Source organism: Evtepia gabavorous, assembly GCF_003425665.1.
Classification (GTDB): Bacteria; Bacillota; Clostridia; order Oscillospirales; family Oscillospiraceae; genus Evtepia; species Evtepia gabavorous.
In genome coordinates this window covers 132,903-146,891 of record NZ_QQRQ01000002.1, presented here as the reverse complement: position 1 = coordinate 146,891, position 13,989 = coordinate 132,903, and the positions used below count along the sequence as shown (strand labels likewise).

At 62.7% G+C, this 13,989-nt stretch carries 11 protein-coding genes; 4 read left to right on the top strand and 7 right to left on the bottom strand.

Features of this window, described 5'->3' with window-relative positions; translation table 11 throughout:
- Positions 1 to 3: 3 nt before the first annotated feature.
- Genes DV520_RS02335 through DV520_RS02320 form a run of 4 tightly spaced genes read right to left on the bottom strand, consistent with a single transcriptional unit; the run spans position 4 to position 3,923 of the window.
- Positions 4 to 636 carry an L-threonylcarbamoyladenylate synthase gene (locus DV520_RS02335; protein ID WP_021919470.1) on the bottom strand — a complete coding sequence of 211 codons (633 nt, stop codon included), beginning with the start codon at positions 634 to 636 and terminating at the stop codon, positions 4 to 6.
- Complete coding sequence (gene prfA, locus DV520_RS02330) at positions 633 to 1,697, bottom strand: peptide chain release factor 1 (protein ID WP_117141648.1); 1,065 nt, start codon at positions 1,695 to 1,697, stop codon at positions 633 to 635. Before prfA ends, DV520_RS02335 begins: the two co-directional genes overlap by 4 nt.
- Positions 1,697 to 1,996 carry a hypothetical protein gene (locus DV520_RS02325; protein ID WP_021919472.1) on the bottom strand — a complete coding sequence of 100 codons (300 nt, stop codon included), beginning with the start codon at positions 1,994 to 1,996 and terminating at the stop codon, positions 1,697 to 1,699. The genes prfA and DV520_RS02325 overlap by 1 nt, the downstream gene beginning before the upstream one ends.
- 40 nt (positions 1,997 to 2,036) lie before the next feature.
- Complete coding sequence (locus DV520_RS02320; RefSeq protein ID WP_117141688.1) at positions 2,037 to 3,923, bottom strand: ABC-F family ATP-binding cassette domain-containing protein; 1,887 nt, start codon at positions 3,921 to 3,923, stop codon at positions 2,037 to 2,039.
- 154 nt (positions 3,924 to 4,077) lie between these two features.
- Between DV520_RS02320 and DV520_RS02315 the strand changes: the two genes are divergently transcribed.
- The gene (locus DV520_RS02315; protein ID WP_021919474.1) at positions 4,078 to 5,130 is read left to right on the top strand and encodes a translation initiation factor eIF-2B alpha/beta/delta subunit family protein; all 1,053 of its coding nucleotides are present in this window, start codon (positions 4,078 to 4,080) and stop codon (positions 5,128 to 5,130) included.
- Between the two features lie 79 nt (positions 5,131 to 5,209).
- On the opposite strand, the gene DV520_RS02310 is transcribed toward DV520_RS02315, so the two are convergent.
- From DV520_RS02310 to DV520_RS02300, 3 genes are all read right to left on the bottom strand, one after another.
- Positions 5,210 to 6,601: a UDP-N-acetylmuramoyl-tripeptide--D-alanyl-D-alanine ligase gene (locus tag DV520_RS02310; RefSeq protein WP_021919475.1), complete on the bottom strand. Its 1,392-nt coding sequence runs from the start codon at positions 6,599 to 6,601 to the stop codon at positions 5,210 to 5,212.
- 29 nt (positions 6,602 to 6,630) lie between these two features.
- Positions 6,631 to 7,680: a D-alanine--D-alanine ligase family protein gene (locus DV520_RS02305; protein ID WP_117141647.1), complete on the bottom strand. Its 1,050-nt coding sequence runs from the start codon at positions 7,678 to 7,680 to the stop codon at positions 6,631 to 6,633.
- Between the two features lie 259 nt (positions 7,681 to 7,939).
- The gene (locus DV520_RS02300) at positions 7,940 to 8,128 is read right to left on the bottom strand and encodes a 4Fe-4S binding protein (protein ID WP_021919477.1); all 189 of its coding nucleotides are present in this window, start codon (positions 8,126 to 8,128) and stop codon (positions 7,940 to 7,942) included.
- A 163-nt stretch (positions 8,129 to 8,291) separates the two neighbouring features.
- Between DV520_RS02300 and DV520_RS12225 the strand changes: the two genes are divergently transcribed.
- The 3 genes from DV520_RS12225 to DV520_RS02290 all read left to right on the top strand — a co-directional run bounded on the left by DV520_RS12225 (position 8,292) and on the right by DV520_RS02290 (position 13,988).
- Positions 8,292 to 8,456: a hypothetical protein gene (locus tag DV520_RS12225; RefSeq protein ID WP_021919478.1), complete on the top strand. Its 165-nt coding sequence runs from the start codon at positions 8,292 to 8,294 to the stop codon at positions 8,454 to 8,456.
- A complete protein-coding gene (locus tag DV520_RS12640; RefSeq protein ID WP_117141646.1) occupies positions 8,444 to 10,876 on the top strand; it encodes an ATP-dependent Clp protease ATP-binding subunit in 2,433 nt (810 codons plus the stop codon). Before DV520_RS12225 ends, DV520_RS12640 begins: the two co-directional genes overlap by 13 nt.
- A 160-nt stretch (positions 10,877 to 11,036) precedes the next feature.
- Entirely contained in the window at positions 11,037 to 13,988 is a 2,952-nt protein-coding gene (locus tag DV520_RS02290) for an acyl-CoA dehydratase activase (protein WP_117141645.1), read from the top strand.
- Position 13,989: the final 1 nt, after the last annotated feature.

Here is a 13,989-nt window from a genome sequence, read left to right as displayed (position 1 = left end):
GGCTTACCCCAGTCCTTTCAAAAAGTCCAGGAGTTCCTGACCGGGGATGCCCCCCTCCCGGAGGATCTGGGGCGCCGGCCCGGTGAGGTCCACGATGGTAGACTCCACCCCCACCCGGCAGGGGCCGCCGTCCACGATCCCCTCAATGTGCCCGTCAAAATAGTCCAGCACCTCCTGGGCGGTTTTGGGGCTGGGCTGGTCCGAGGGGTTGGCGGAGGGGGCCGCCAGGGCCACGCCGGCCTGGCGGAGAATGGCCTGGGTCAGCGGGTGGTCCGGGCAGCGGACCCCCAGGGTCCCCGACCCGTCATTGACCAGGGCAGAGACCACCCCTTTGTCCTCTAAAATCATGGTCAGGGGCCCCGGCCAGTAGTGCTCCGCCAGGGCATAAGCCTGGGGCGGGATGTTCTGGCAGTAATTCTCCACCATCTCCATACCCGTCACCAGGACCGAGAGGGCCTTTTCCCGCTCCCGCTGCTTGACCTCATAGAGAACCCACACCGCGGCGCTGTTCTCCGCGTTCACGGCCAGGCCGTACACCGTCTCCGTGGGCAGGGCCACCAGCCCGCCCTTCTGCAGCATGGCCACCGCTGGGGCCACATCCTCCATGGTGTAACGTATGGTTTTCCGGCTGTTCATCCGTCTTCACTCCTTTTCAGTCTCTCCCTCTGCTCGGCCAGGCTCAGGCCCTCCACCAGCTCCTCCAGCTCGCCATTCATCACCGCGTCCAGCTTATAGAGGGTCAGGCCGATTCGATGGTCTGTCACCCGGCCCTGGGGGAAATTGTAGGTCCGAATCCGCTCATTCCGCATGCCGGACCCCACCTGGCTCCGGCGCTGGCCAGCCACAGCCTGGGCCTGCTCCTGGATCGCCTGCTCATACAGGCGGGCCCGGAGGATGGACAGGGCCCGGTCCTTGTTCTTATACTGGCTCCGCTGGTCCTGGCACTCCACCACGGTTCCGGTGGGCAGGTGGGTCACCCGGATGGCGGACTCCGTCTTGTTGATGTGCTGCCCCCCGGCCCCGGAGGCCCGGAAGGTGTCAATCCGCAGGTCCGCCGGGTTCAGCTGAAACTCCACCTCGTCCACCTGAGGAAGGACCGCCACAGTGCAGGTGGAGGTGTGGATGCGTCCCCCGGACTCGGTTTCCGGCACCCGCTGGACCCGGTGGACGCCGCTCTCATGCTTGAGCTTGGCATAGGCGCTCTCCCCCTCCACCAGGCAGGACAGTTCCTTGATGCCCCCCAGTTCCGTTTGGCTGACGTTGTCCAGCTCCAGCTTCCAGCCCTGCTTCTCCCCGTACATGGCGTACATTCGGTAGAGGTCCGCCGCAAAAAGGGCCGCCTCCTCTCCCCCCACCCCCGCACGGATCTCCAGAAAGACGTTCTTTCCGTCCATAGGGTCCTTGGGCAGAAGCATCTGGCGGAGGGTCTGCTCCAGCTGGTCCAGCTGCGCCTTCACCTGGTCGTACTCCGCCCGGGCCAGCTGGCGGCACTCCGGGTCGGAGAGCAGGTCTGTAAGCCCCGCCAGCTCCCGCTGGGCCCCTTGGTAATGATGGAAGGTCTCCACCAGAGGGGTCAGCTCCTTTTGCTCCCGGTTCAGGGCCGCCACCAGGTCCGGGTTCTCATAGGTCTCCGGCTGGGCCAGCTGGGTCTCCAGCTCCTCCAGCCGAAGGGCGGCCTGGTTCAGCTGTTCCCACATTACGACCCCTGCTCCCGCGCTTCCTGCTCCGCCTTTTTCTGGGCCTGTTCCTCTGCCTCCCGGCGCTGATAATCCAGGAGCATGGCCTCATACTGCATCATCATCATGTTGTACTCAAAGGCCGCGGTCTCACTCTCAGACAGCGGGGTGGTATCCACCTTCTCCTTCTGGGCAGAGACATCCTCCTCGGTCTCCACCAGGGTTCCCTGGGCCGCTTTCTCGTCCATCAGGCGGAAGAGCTCCTGCATCTTGTCCTCGGTGGACGCCTCGGGACGGCGGTTGGTTTCTTTCTCAGACATACTGTGTTTTCTCCTTTCTATCGTTCATCGGGTGCAGGGGTCATGTCCCTTCCTCTGCCGCAATGGCCTCGGACAGGGTTTCCCAGGTCTCCATCAGGGCATCGTACTCCGCGTTGTACGCCGCCTCCTGCTGGAGCAGCTCCTGGAGCTTTTGGTAGTCGGAGGCCGCAGCCTCCTTTTGGACATTGAGGGCCTCCAGCAACTGATCCAGCTTTTCCATCCGCTTCTCCGCGGCGGCCAGCTCCTTTTTCAGCTGTTTGGTGCCCCCGGACCGTTTGGGTTTCTCCTTTTTTGCTTTCTCCTCTTTCTTGGGGGACGGAGTCAGCGCCTTTTGCCGCTCCCGATAGGCCTGATAGGCCGTGTAATCCCCCCGGAAATCCTGGATTTTCCCCCCTTCCAGGGTCCAAATCCGGTTGGCAAACCGGTCAATGAAGTACCGGTCGTGGGAGACAAAGAGAAGGGTCCCGGAGAATTCCTCCACCGCCTCCTCGATCCACTCCCGGGAGTCCAGGTCCAGATGGTTGGTGGGCTCGTCCAAAATCAGGAAGTTCACCTTCTCATCCATGAGCATGCACAGCCGCAGACGGCTCTGCTCCCCGCCGGAGAGCACGGAGACGGGCTTAAACACATCCTCCCCCTGGAACAGGAATTTCCCCAGACGGTCCCGGGCCTGCTGGGCATTGCACCCCGCCTCGTAGAGCATGGTGTCGTAGAGGCTGCGCTCCGGGTGGGAAAATCGAATCTGCTGGGGCAGGTAACCCACCTTTACGGTGAGCCCCTGCTTCACCGTGCCACCGTCCTGGGGCTCCTCCCCCAGGATGATCTTCAGCAGGGTGGACTTTCCCGCCCCATTGTCCCCCAGCAGGGCGATGCGGTCCCCATCCTCCACCCGGAGGGTCACATGGTCAAAGAGAACCTGGCTGCCGAAGGCCTTATTCACCTCCCGCAGGGAAAGAAGATCGTCGGCGTGAAACTCCGCCTGGCCAAACTTGGCCTTTAATTTCTTCCGCTCCTCTGGACGGGCGGTCTGGTTCAGCCGGGCAATCCGTTTTTCAATGGAAAAGGCCCGCTTGTTCAAGTGCTCGGTGTTGTGCTCGTGCATGATCCGCGCCGTCTCCGACAGGCGTTGGATCTCTGCCTGCTCTTTTTTGTACTGGCGCAGCTGCTCTAAGTACCGCCGTTCCTTCTCCACCGCGTAGAAGGAGTAGTTGCCGGCGTAAAACTCCGCCCGGCCGTTCTTCAGCTCCACCACCCGGGAGATGGTTCTGTCCAAAAAATACCGGTCGTGGGAGATCACCAAAACGGTCCCCTTATAATGGCTGATGTAGTCCTCCAGCCAAACCGTGGCATTCAGGTCCAGGTGGTTGGTGGGCTCGTCCAGCAGCAGGATCTCCGTGTCCACCAGGATCAAACGGGCCAGGTTGATCCGGGTTTTCTCTCCCCCGGAGAGATCGGCAAAGTTTTTGTCCCGGAAGGCCCGCTCAATGCCCAGACCGGCGCAGATTTTCTCCAGCCGGGTCTCGATCTCATAGCCGCCCCCCGCCTCATAGGCCGCCTGCAGCCGGTCATACCGGGCCAGCAGGTCCTTGTCCCCGCTGCCCAGCTGGTCTGAAATCTGATGGAGCTCGGCCTCCATGGCCTTCAGGTCATCAAAGGCTGTGCGCAGCACATCCTCCACCGTATACCCGGCGGGATAGACGGGAATCTGGGAGATCAGCCCCAGGCGTTTGCCCGGGGAGAGGATCACCTCGCCGCTGTCGGCTTCCTCCTGGCCGGTGAGGATACGGAAAAGGGTGGTCTTTCCCGCCCCGTTTCTGCCCAGGATGCCCACCCGCTCGCCGGTGTCCACCTGAAAGGTGAGCCCATCCAGCACCGGCTGGCCCACCTCATATTCTTTCTTTAGGTCTCGTACCGCAATGTCAATCATGAATCCTGTTCCTCTGTTTTCGGGCCCAATCAGCCCCATCCCCCAAGTTTTTTCCATTGGGAGTGGCGCTGTGCCCGGAAGTATGATATGATAACGCCAAGCAGCCGGTGTTTCCCGCTCTGGCGGGGAACACCCAGAATAGGAGGCATTACGTATGATTTCACTTCAGTGGCAGGACGGCGTCCTGTCCCTTTTGGACCAGGCGGCCTACCCGCAGCAGGAGCACTGGATCACCTGCTCCACCGTGGAGGAGACCGCCCAAGCCCTCTCCTCCGGCGCCATTTTGGAGGAGAAGATCGCTGCGGTGGCTGGGGTCTACGGCTACTGTCTGGCCGCCATGGCCCACCAGGAACTCCAGCAGACCCCCCAGTTTCAGGAGAAACTGGACCAGGCCAAGGCCCTGCTCCTGGCCAGCCGCCCCGGCTCCCGGGAGCTGGCCGCCGCCCTGGATTTTATGGAGCACCCGCCAGAAGCCTATACCAAAAACGTGGACCAACTGACCACTCTGCTGGCCACCGCTGTCACCTATGACCGGCAGCAGGTCATCGCCGACCGGAACATCTGCCGCAACGGCACCGACCTCATGGGGGAGGGGACCCGCCTTCTCCTCCGAACCGACCGGGGAGCCTTCCACTCCGCCTCTCCCTGCGGGGCCCTGGGCATCGCCCGCCGGGGCTGGAAGCGGGATGTGCTGGAGCAGGTCACCCTCTGCGAGGGCCGCCCCTCCCTGGCCGCCGGCACGCTGCTGGCCCAGGAGCTGTCCAAGGAAAACGTCCCCTGCACCCTCATCCCCGACCACGCCGCCGCCACCTTCCTGGCCCGCCAAGGGGCCCATTTGGTGCTGGCCGACGGAATTCTGGCTGCGAAAAACGGGGATCTGAAAGCTCCGGTGGGAACCTATGAACTGGCCATCGCCTGCTACTTCCACTCGGTTCCCTTCTACGCCGTGCTCCATGCCGACGACATTGACCTGACCGCGGAAAACGGCTCTGTTTTCGGGCAGGAGGAAGGCGATCCCGCCGCCGTGACAGAGGGTCTGGACTGCGGACAGGCCCAGGGATGGACCCCCGCCTATGACGTGGTCCCCGCCTTTCTCATCACCGGCATGATCACCGACCGGGGCATCGCCTGTGCTCCTTATGAGGAGACCTTGGAAGAACAGGTAAAGCATGCCCCCCGAAAGATGATCGTCCACTTTGATGCTTAATGGCTTAAATTCTTTCCCAAACTTCTTGGGAAAGAGCAGAACCTTCCTGAGTTTGGCCGGGTCTTCGGACCCGGCCTTTTTATGCCTTGGGGGCCAGGCGCTGGATTTCCCGAGTGAGCTCCTCAAAGGCCATGCCCCGGGAGGCTTTAACCAGGATCACCGCCCCCGGCCGGACCAGGTTGGGCAGAAGCTCTTTGGCCGCCGTCCGGTCCCTGGCATACAGCGCCTGGGTGATACCGGACTGGTGAGCCGCGTCATAGATATTCCAGGCCAGCTCCCCCACGGCCAGCAGGCCGTCAATGTTGCCCAGCGCGCCGGCGCACTCCCCCATGCTCCGGTGGAGTTCCGGGCCCAGGTCCCCCAGCTCAAACATATCCCCCAATACCGCCGCCCGATAGGCGCCCTCGGTCTGGGAGAGGATTTCCAGGGCCGCCCGCATGGACTGGGGGTTGGCGTTGTAAGCGTCGTCCAGAATGGTGATATCCCCCTGGTGAATCACATTCATCCGCATCTTGGTGGGGACAAAGGCCTCAATCCCCGCCTTCATCTCCTCCCCGGTCATGCCGAACCGCTCCCCAATGGCGCAGGCCATGAGCACCGGGTAGATCATGTGGCCGCCCAACGCGGGCACGGTCACCGAAAAGTCGTTCTTCGGGGTAATCACCCGGCAGCGCAGCCCCTTGGACCCCAGCTGTCGGATTTCCTTCGCCGCATAGGGGGCCGGTCGGTCCGCCCCGCAGAACACCACCTGGGGAGAGAGTTCTCCCTCCAGAGGGCGGAGCATGGCGTCGTCCCCGTTGAGGACTGCCATCCCCTCCGGCGTCATCCGGTGGAAAATTTCCTTCTTCGCCTGCAAAATGCCCGCCCGGCTGCCCAGGTTTTCAATGTGGGCGTCGCCGATGTTGGTGATCACCGCCACATCAGGGGGGGCAATCTGGGTCAGATAGTCGATCTCCCCGAAGTGATTCATCCCCATCTCCAGCACACAGATCTGGTGCTGGGCCGTCAGACGGAACAGGGTCAGGGGAAGACCCAGCTCGTTGTTGAAGTTTCCCTCCGTTTTCAAAACCCGGAACTTCTGCCCCAATACCGAGGCCACCATGTCCTTGGTGGTGGTTTTGCCTACGCTGCCAGTGATGCCGATGACGGGGATGGGAAACTTCTCTCTATACGCCCTGGCCACCTGGCCAATGGCCAGCATGGTGTCCTCCACCTGGATATAGAACTTTCCAGGCAGCAGCACTTGGGGGACCTCCTCGGTCAGGCAGCCGGCGGCGCCGGTCTCCAGCGCACTGGCAATATACCGGTGCCCGTCTGTCCGCTCTCCCCGCAGGGCCACGAAAAGGTCTCCCTCGTGGACGGCCCGGCTGTCTGTCTCCACGCCTGTGATGGTCCTCTCCGCCACAGCTTCCTCTCCCAAGAGCCTTCCGCCGGTGGCGGTCAAAAGCTCCCTGACTGTCATAGGTTCCATTGCGCGTTCTCCTTTTTTCTGTTGGTCTCTCAGCCCTTCCGCACCCGGAGAGACTCCTCAATGATCCGCTGGCACAGGCTGGCATAGTCAATGCCCACCGCCGCGGCCTCCTGGGGCACCAGGCTGGTGGGGGTCATCCCCGGCAGGGTGTTGATCTCCAGGAACCAGGGGGTCCCCTCCTGGTCCACAATGAAGTCAGCCCGGGAATAGACCGACAGCCCCAGGGCGTGGTAAACCGTCAGGGCCGCCTGCCCCACCCGCTGTTCCCACGCGGGGGGGATGGGGGCGGGGCAGACCTCCTCTGCCGCGCCGGGCTGATACTTGTTTTCATAATCATAAAATCCCTCTTTGGGGATAATCTCAATGGAGGGCAGCGCCTGTCCGGCCAGAATGGCCACCTGAATCTCCCGGCCGGCCACATACTGCTCCAGCACGCACTGGCCGCCGAAGCGGAGTCCCTCCATCAGGGCCCCGTGGAGCTCCTGCCTGGTGTGGGCGATGGACACGCCGATGGAAGAACCGCTGGCCACCGGCTTCACCACGCAGGGCACCTGGGTGGCCGCGGCCAGGTCCTCCACCTCCTGTTCGGTGTAGCTCACCCGCTGCCACTGGGGGGTATGCACCCCTAAGTGGGCAATCAGACGCTTGGTCAGGTCCTTGTCCATGGCCAGGCCGGAACCCAGATAACCCGCCCCCGTGTAGGGAATGCCCATGAGATCAAAGGCGGCCTGTACCCGTCCGTCCTCCCCGCAGGTCCCGTGGAGAGCCAGAAAGACGATGTCCGCCATCTGGCAGAGCTCCAGCACGCCCTGGCCAAACTGGCTGGGGCTCTGCCACTTCCGGGCGGCCCGAATCTCCGCCAGGTCCGGTGCTTTGGGGTCCACCTGCTTCCACTGGTCGGTGAGGGGGGCGTCAAAATAGTCCGCCACAGGGCCCGTGTATGCCTCCAGGCCGAAGTACATATCCACCAGGGCCGCCTGGTGCCCCAGCCCCCGCAGGGCATGGGCGATCATGGTGCCCGAGGACAGCGAGACATTTCTCTCCGGGCTCAGTCCTCCGGCCAGCACAACAATTTTCATAGGCGCTCCTTTCCCCAACAAAAACACGCTGGAAGGGACTCCTTCCTCTTCCAGCGGAGACATTCTGGTATATTTTATAGATTATAACATAACCGGGAGAAAATCTCAACCAAAACCGGCCCTCTCCCTCCCCCAGAAAGCGCCAGATTCCAAGGCTTCCTGTGGAAAAAAACATGGTTCCACCTTTTCCCTATAAAAAACGAGCGTGCCGAATCTGCCTCCGGTACGCTCGTCTTTTCTTTCGGTTGGGGGATAAAAATTACTCCTTGTAGCCGATTGCCTTGGGCTCGGTCTCGCAAGCGTCCTCGCAGCCGCCGCAGTCGATGCAATCCGCGTTCACAACGCAAACTTCCTTGCCATCCACGGAGCCCTCAGTGATGGCGCCGCTGGGACATTCTTCCATACATTTCTTGCAGAAGGTGCACAGTTCGGGATTGATAGCGTACATAGTTAGGTACCTCCAATAATTTTTTCTTGGCAGGCTACATTGTATCACATTTTCTAAAAAATGCAATTCTAAAATCATAGAAATTTTTTGGTTATTTTTATAGATTTCGGGCATGATTTTTATGGACTTTGGCCCTAAAAAACACCTTGGAAGGATTTTCTCTATGCAAAACATCTCGAATCCCCCGGCCGCCGGCACCCTGACCCCGGCCCTGGAAGGAGCCCCCTGCTCCGCCAGCCACGAAAACCGAAGCATCCCCGTCATTTCGCCGCCCCAGGGGGAGAACACCCCAGGGCCCAGAGAGGAGGGTTCCCCATCAAAACCGTAACCTTCACCGCCCACGCCCAGGGCAGCTTAGGAGCCGCCGGGGCCCTGTCCCAGCGCCTGGGACATGATTACGTAGGCAGCGAACACCTGCTGCTGGGTCTGCTCCAGGAATCCCGGAGCACCGCCGCCCGCATTCTCTCCGCCCAGGGTCTCACCCGGCGGAATCTGCAAAACCTGTTGGTCACCGCCCTGGGCACCGGCACGCCCCTGGCCTGCCGCCGGCCCCTGACCCCCCGCCTGGAACGCATTGTGGAGGCCGCCGTGGCCGAGGCCCAGCGCCTGAGCCACGACCAGGTGGGCAGCCGCCATCTGCTGCTGGGCCTGCTCCGGCAGGGGACCGGAGGCGGGATCAAGCTGTTGGTTCAGGCCGGCCTCCACCCCAACCAGCTCTACCGGCAGACCGCCCTCTCCCTGGGCGGGAGCGGGTCCTACTATCCCCGCGCCCGGGGAGAGGCGGACTACGCGCCGCCCGCCTCCTCCCCCGCCACCCGGCTGCTGGACCAGCACGCCCGGGACATGGTCCAGACCGCCGGCCGCGGCGGCTATGACCCCGTCACCGGCCGGGAGGAGGAGATTCGCCGGGTCATCCAAATCCTCATCCGCCGGGGGAAAAACAACCCCGTCCTCCTGGGGGAGCCCGGGGTGGGCAAAACCGCCGTGGCCGAGGGTCTGGCCCAGAAAATGGCGCTGGGGCAGGTCCCCGACGCCCTCCGCCAGAAACGGCTGCTGGCCCTGGACCTGCCCTCCGTCATCGCCGGAACCAAGTACCGGGGGGAATTTGAGGAGCGCATGAAAAACATTCTGGGCGAGGTCGCCCGGGCGGGGAACGTCATCCTCTTCCTGGATGAGCTGCACACCATCATCGGCGCCGGCAGCGCCGAGGGGGCCATTGACGCGGCCAACATCATCAAACCCGCCCTGGCCCGGGGCGGCATTCAGCTCATCGGCGCCACCACCACGGAGGAGTACCGCCGGTTCATCGAAAAAGACGCCGCCCTGGAGCGGCGGTTCCAGCCGGTTCGGGTGGAGGAGCCCAGCCAGGAGACCACCCTGGAGATTCTGCACACCCTCACCCCCCGCTACTGCCACCACCATGGCCTGACCTTTGAACCTGCCGCCTTGGAGGCCGCCGTCTCTCTCTCGGTGCGGTATCTCCCGGACCGGCGCCTGCCCGACAAGGCCATCGACCTGCTGGACGAGGCGGCCTCCCAGGCCCGGCTGCAGGCCCTGGAGCCCCCGGCGGAGCTCAAGGCCCTGGAGCGGCGGGTACAGTCCGCCGCCCGGGAACGGGACGACGCCATTGCCGGCCAGGACTACGAGAAAGCCGCCCAGTACCGAGACGCCGAGTCCGACTTCCGCCGGGAGTTGGAACTGGAACGCTTCCGCTGGCAGGCCGGGCAGAAAGATCCCGTGGTCACCGCCCAGGACGTGGCCCAGACGGTCTCCCAGTGGACCGGGATTCCCCTCACCTGCCTGACCAAGTCGGAAAAGCAGCGTCTTTTGGACCTGGAGAACGACCTGCGCCGCCGGGTCACCGGCCAGGAGGAGGCGGTGGCCGCCGTGGCCCGGGCCATCCGCCGGGGCCGGGCAGGGCTCAAGGAGCCTGACCGCCCGGTGGGCGCCTTCCTCTTCCTGGGCCCCACCGGCGTGGGAAAGACCGAGCTGTGCAAGGCCTTGGCCCAGGTGCTCTTCGGCACGGAGGAGGCCCTGCTCCGGTTCGACATGACGGAGTTCTCCGAAAAGCACACCATGAGCCGCCTCACCGGCTCTCCCCCTGGTTATGTGGGACATGAGGATGGCGGCCAGCTCACCGAATCGGTCCGGCGGCATCCCTACTCGGTTCTCCTGTTCGACGAGCTGGAGAAAGCCCACCCCGACGTGTGGAGCCTTCTGCTCCAGATCATGGAGGACGGGGTGCTCACCGACGCCCACGGCAAGCGGGCGGACTTCCGCAACACCGTCATTGTGATGACCTCCAACGTGGGCGGGGAACGGCTCTCCGCCGGCACGCCCTTGGGCTTTTCCACGGGAGAGGCCTCCGACGCGGCAGAGACCGCCGCTCTCCAGCGGGAACTTCGCCAGGTCTTCCGGCCGGAGTTTCTCAACCGGCTGGATGAGATCGTCCGCTTCCGCCCCCTGGGCGCGGGAGAGATGGACACCATTGCCCGGAAACTCCTGTCCGGCTTCGCCCAGCGCCTGGCCGCCACTGGGGTGGACTTTCTCCCCTCGGACCAGGCCATCCGGCTGCTGGCCCAAAAGGGGCTGGACCCCCGGTACGGCGCCCGTCCCCTCCGCCGGCTGATTCGGAACCAGGTGGAAAACCCCGCGGCGGAGCTGCTGCTCCGGGAGGACATCGCCCCGGGAGAAACCCTGTACCTGGAGGAAAAGGGCGGTCAGCTGGTCCTCTCCCCCCTTTCCTGAGTCCCTTGGGGCATTTTTCTAATTTTTCCTTGTGATTCTCTCTCACCTCTGGCACAAGTTTTCTGTTGTTTTTCGACAAAGTGTACGTTATAATAGGGAACGCACATTAAATATATATAAAAAGAGGCTGCAAACGCACGTTCCATTTCGAGGTGAGATCATGGCATTGCGTATCGGAATCGACATCGGCTCCACCACCGTTAAGGTCGTGGTGCTGGATGCACAAAATAAACTGCTCTTCCGCTCCTATGAGCGTCACTATTCCAAAACCCGGGAGCGCACCTGTGAGACCCTGCGGGGACTCCGGGGCCTTCTGGGGGGACAACAGGTTCAACTGCTCATTACCGGCTCCGCGGGACTTGGCGTGGCCAAGGCCGCGGGCCTGGATTTTGTCCAGGAGGTTTACGCCACCGCCGCCGCGGTACGGGAGTTCATTCCCGGTACCGACGCCGTGATTGAGCTGGGGGGAGAGGACGCCAAAATCATTTTCTTCGGCAATACCCTGGAGGAGCGGATGAACGGCTCCTGCGCCGGGGGCACCGGAGCCTTCATCGACCAGATGGCCACTCTGCTGAACGTATCCGTGGATGAGCTGGACGAACTGTCCCTGCGGCATGAAAAAATTTACCCCATCGCCTCCCGGTGCGGGGTCTTTGCCAAAAGCGACATCCAGCCCATCCTCAACCAGGGCGGGCGCAAGGAGGACGTGGCCGCCTCCATCTTTCAGGCGGTGGTGGACCAAACGGTGGCCGGCCTGACCCAGGGCCGGGAGCTCAAGGGCACCATTGTCTTTCTGGGCGGTCCCCTTCACTTCCTGGCCGGCCTGCGCCAACGGTTTGTGGAGACCCTGCATTTAGACCAGGACCACGCCATCTTCCCGGAAGACGGCGACTGCTTCGCCGCCATCGGCGCCGCCCTGTGCACCGAGGACAGCCAGCCCCGGCCCTTCGAGGAACTCCTGGACCTGCTGGAGCACGCGGCCACGGTCTCTACCCCGGTGGACACCATGGACCCGCTGTTTACCTCCCAGGCCGACTACGAGGCGTTTTCCGCCCGGCACCAGGCCATGGCCGTCCCCACGGTGGACCTGGCCACCTACACCGGGCCGGCTTACTTAGGCATTGACGCCGGGTCCACCACCACCAAAATGGTGCTCATTGACCCGGACTGCAATCTTCTCTACTCTTTTTATCACTCCAACCAAGGAAACCCCGTCAGCATCGTTCTGCCCCAGCTGCGGGAAATTTATGCCCAGTGCGGCGGCCGGGTGACCATCCAGGGCGCCGCGGTCACCGGCTACGGAGAAGACCTCATCAAAAACGCCTTCTCCTGCGACCTGGGCCTGGTGGAAACCGTGGCCCATCTCAACGCCGCCCGGCACTTTACCCCTGATGTGGACTTTATCATCGACATCGGCGGCCAGGATATGAAATGCTTCAAGATCCGCAACGGCGCGGTGGACTCCATCCTCCTCAACGAGGCCTGCTCCTCCGGCTGTGGTTCTTTCATTGAAACCTTCGCCAAGGCCCTGGGCTACACCATTGCCGACTTCTCCAAGATGGGGCTGTTCGCCCGGCATCCGGTGAACTTGGGGTCCCGGTGCACGGTCTTTATGAACTCCTCTGTCAAGCAGGCCCAGAAGGACGGGGCCTCTGTGGAGGACATCTCCGCGGGGCTGTCCATCTCCGTGGTAAAGAACGCCATCTACAAGGTCATTCGGGCCGCCAGCGCCGATGATCTGGGCCAGCACATTGTGGTCCAGGGCGGCACCTTTCTCAACGACGCGGTGCTGCGCTCCTTCGAGCTGGAGATTGGCCGGGAGGTCACCCGCCCCACCATCTCCGGCATGATGGGGGCCTATGGCGCGGCCCTGGCCGCCAAGGACGCCGGTCTGACCCAGTCCACCCTGCTGTCCGCCGAGGCCCTGGCCTCCTTCACCCATGAGGCCCGGCCCGCCACCTGTAAGCTCTGCACCAACCACTGTTCCCTGACCATCAACCGCTTTGACGGCGGTCGGAAATTCATCTCTGGCAACCGCTGTTCCCGGCCCCTGGGCCAGGAGAAAGTGGACATTCCCGACCTGCTGAAATTCAAGTACCAGTATCTTCGCTCCCTCCAGGGCAAGGGCGAGGGGGACGGCTCCCGGGGAAAAATCGGCATTCCCTTTGGGCTGAACATGTATGAGAACCTCCCCTTCTGGTTCACCCTGTTCACCACTTTGAACTTTGAGGTGGTCCTCTCCCCGGAGTCCACCCGGAGCCTGTACCTCAAGGGGCAGCAGACCATCCCCTCTGATACGGTCTGTTACCCTGCCAAGCTCCTTCACGGCCACATCATGGCCCTGCTGGAGGAGGGCATCGACACCATTTTCTACCCCTGTATGTCCTATAACTTCGACGAGCATTTGTCGGACAACCACTATAACTGTCCCGTGGTGGCCTACTATCCCGACCTGCTGGGGGTAAACATCCCCGCCCTGGAGGACATCAAATACCTCCATCCCAACCTGGGCCTGCACCGGCCCAAGGATTTTGAGAAGAAGGGCGCCCAGCTGCTGGAGACCGAGTTTGGGATTCCCAAGCGGGCCTCTGTCAAGGCCATCCGCAAGGCCTACGCCGCCTACGAGGACTTCCGCCGGCTGGTGCAGAAGAAGGGTGAGGAATACATCTCCTTTGCCCGGGAGACCGGCCGGAAAATTTTGGTGGTGGCCGGGCGGCCCTACCACATGGACCCGGAGATCAACCACGGCATCAACGACCTGATCACCTCCTTCGGCTTTGTCCTCATCACTGAGGACGCGGTGTTCCAGCACATGGACAAACAGCCCCGCCGGGTGCTCAACCAGTGGACCTACCACGCCCGGATGTACAACGCGGCCCGGTATGTCTGCACCCAGCCCGACATGGCCTTCATCCAACTGGTCTCCTTCGGCTGCGGGGTGGACGCCATCACCACCGATGAACTCCGCTCCATTCTGGAGGAGGCCGGAGAGCTGTATACCCAGCTGAAAATCGACGACATTTCCAACCTGGGCGCCGTGAAAATCCGCATCCGCAGCCTAATGGCCGCCCTGGATGCCCGGGACGCCCGGAACCAGAAAGGAGGCCAATGAT

Excerpts from the sequence above, each read along its gene's own strand:
- DV520_RS02335 (WP_021919470.1), bottom strand. The coding sequence starts at position 636 with ATGAACAGCCGGAAAACCATACGTTACACCATGGAGGATGTGGCCCCA.
- prfA (WP_117141648.1), bottom strand. The coding sequence starts at position 1,697 with ATGTGGGAACAGCTGAACCAGGCCGCCCTTCGGCTGGAGGAGCTGGAG.
- DV520_RS02325 (WP_021919472.1), bottom strand. The coding sequence starts at position 1,996 with ATGTCTGAGAAAGAAACCAACCGCCGTCCCGAGGCGTCCACCGAGGAC.
- DV520_RS02320 (WP_117141688.1), bottom strand. The coding sequence starts at position 3,923 with ATGATTGACATTGCGGTACGAGACCTAAAGAAAGAATATGAGGTGGGC.
- DV520_RS02315 (WP_021919474.1), top strand. The coding sequence starts at position 4,078 with ATGATTTCACTTCAGTGGCAGGACGGCGTCCTGTCCCTTTTGGACCAG.
- DV520_RS02310 (WP_021919475.1), bottom strand. The coding sequence starts at position 6,601 with ATGGAACCTATGACAGTCAGGGAGCTTTTGACCGCCACCGGCGGAAGG.
- DV520_RS02305 (WP_117141647.1), bottom strand. The coding sequence starts at position 7,680 with ATGAAAATTGTTGTGCTGGCCGGAGGACTGAGCCCGGAGAGAAATGTC.
- DV520_RS02300 (WP_021919477.1), bottom strand. The coding sequence starts at position 8,128 with ATGTACGCTATCAATCCCGAACTGTGCACCTTCTGCAAGAAATGTATG.
- DV520_RS12225 (WP_021919478.1), top strand. The coding sequence starts at position 8,292 with ATGCAAAACATCTCGAATCCCCCGGCCGCCGGCACCCTGACCCCGGCC.
- DV520_RS02290 (WP_117141645.1), top strand. The coding sequence starts at position 11,037 with ATGGCATTGCGTATCGGAATCGACATCGGCTCCACCACCGTTAAGGTC.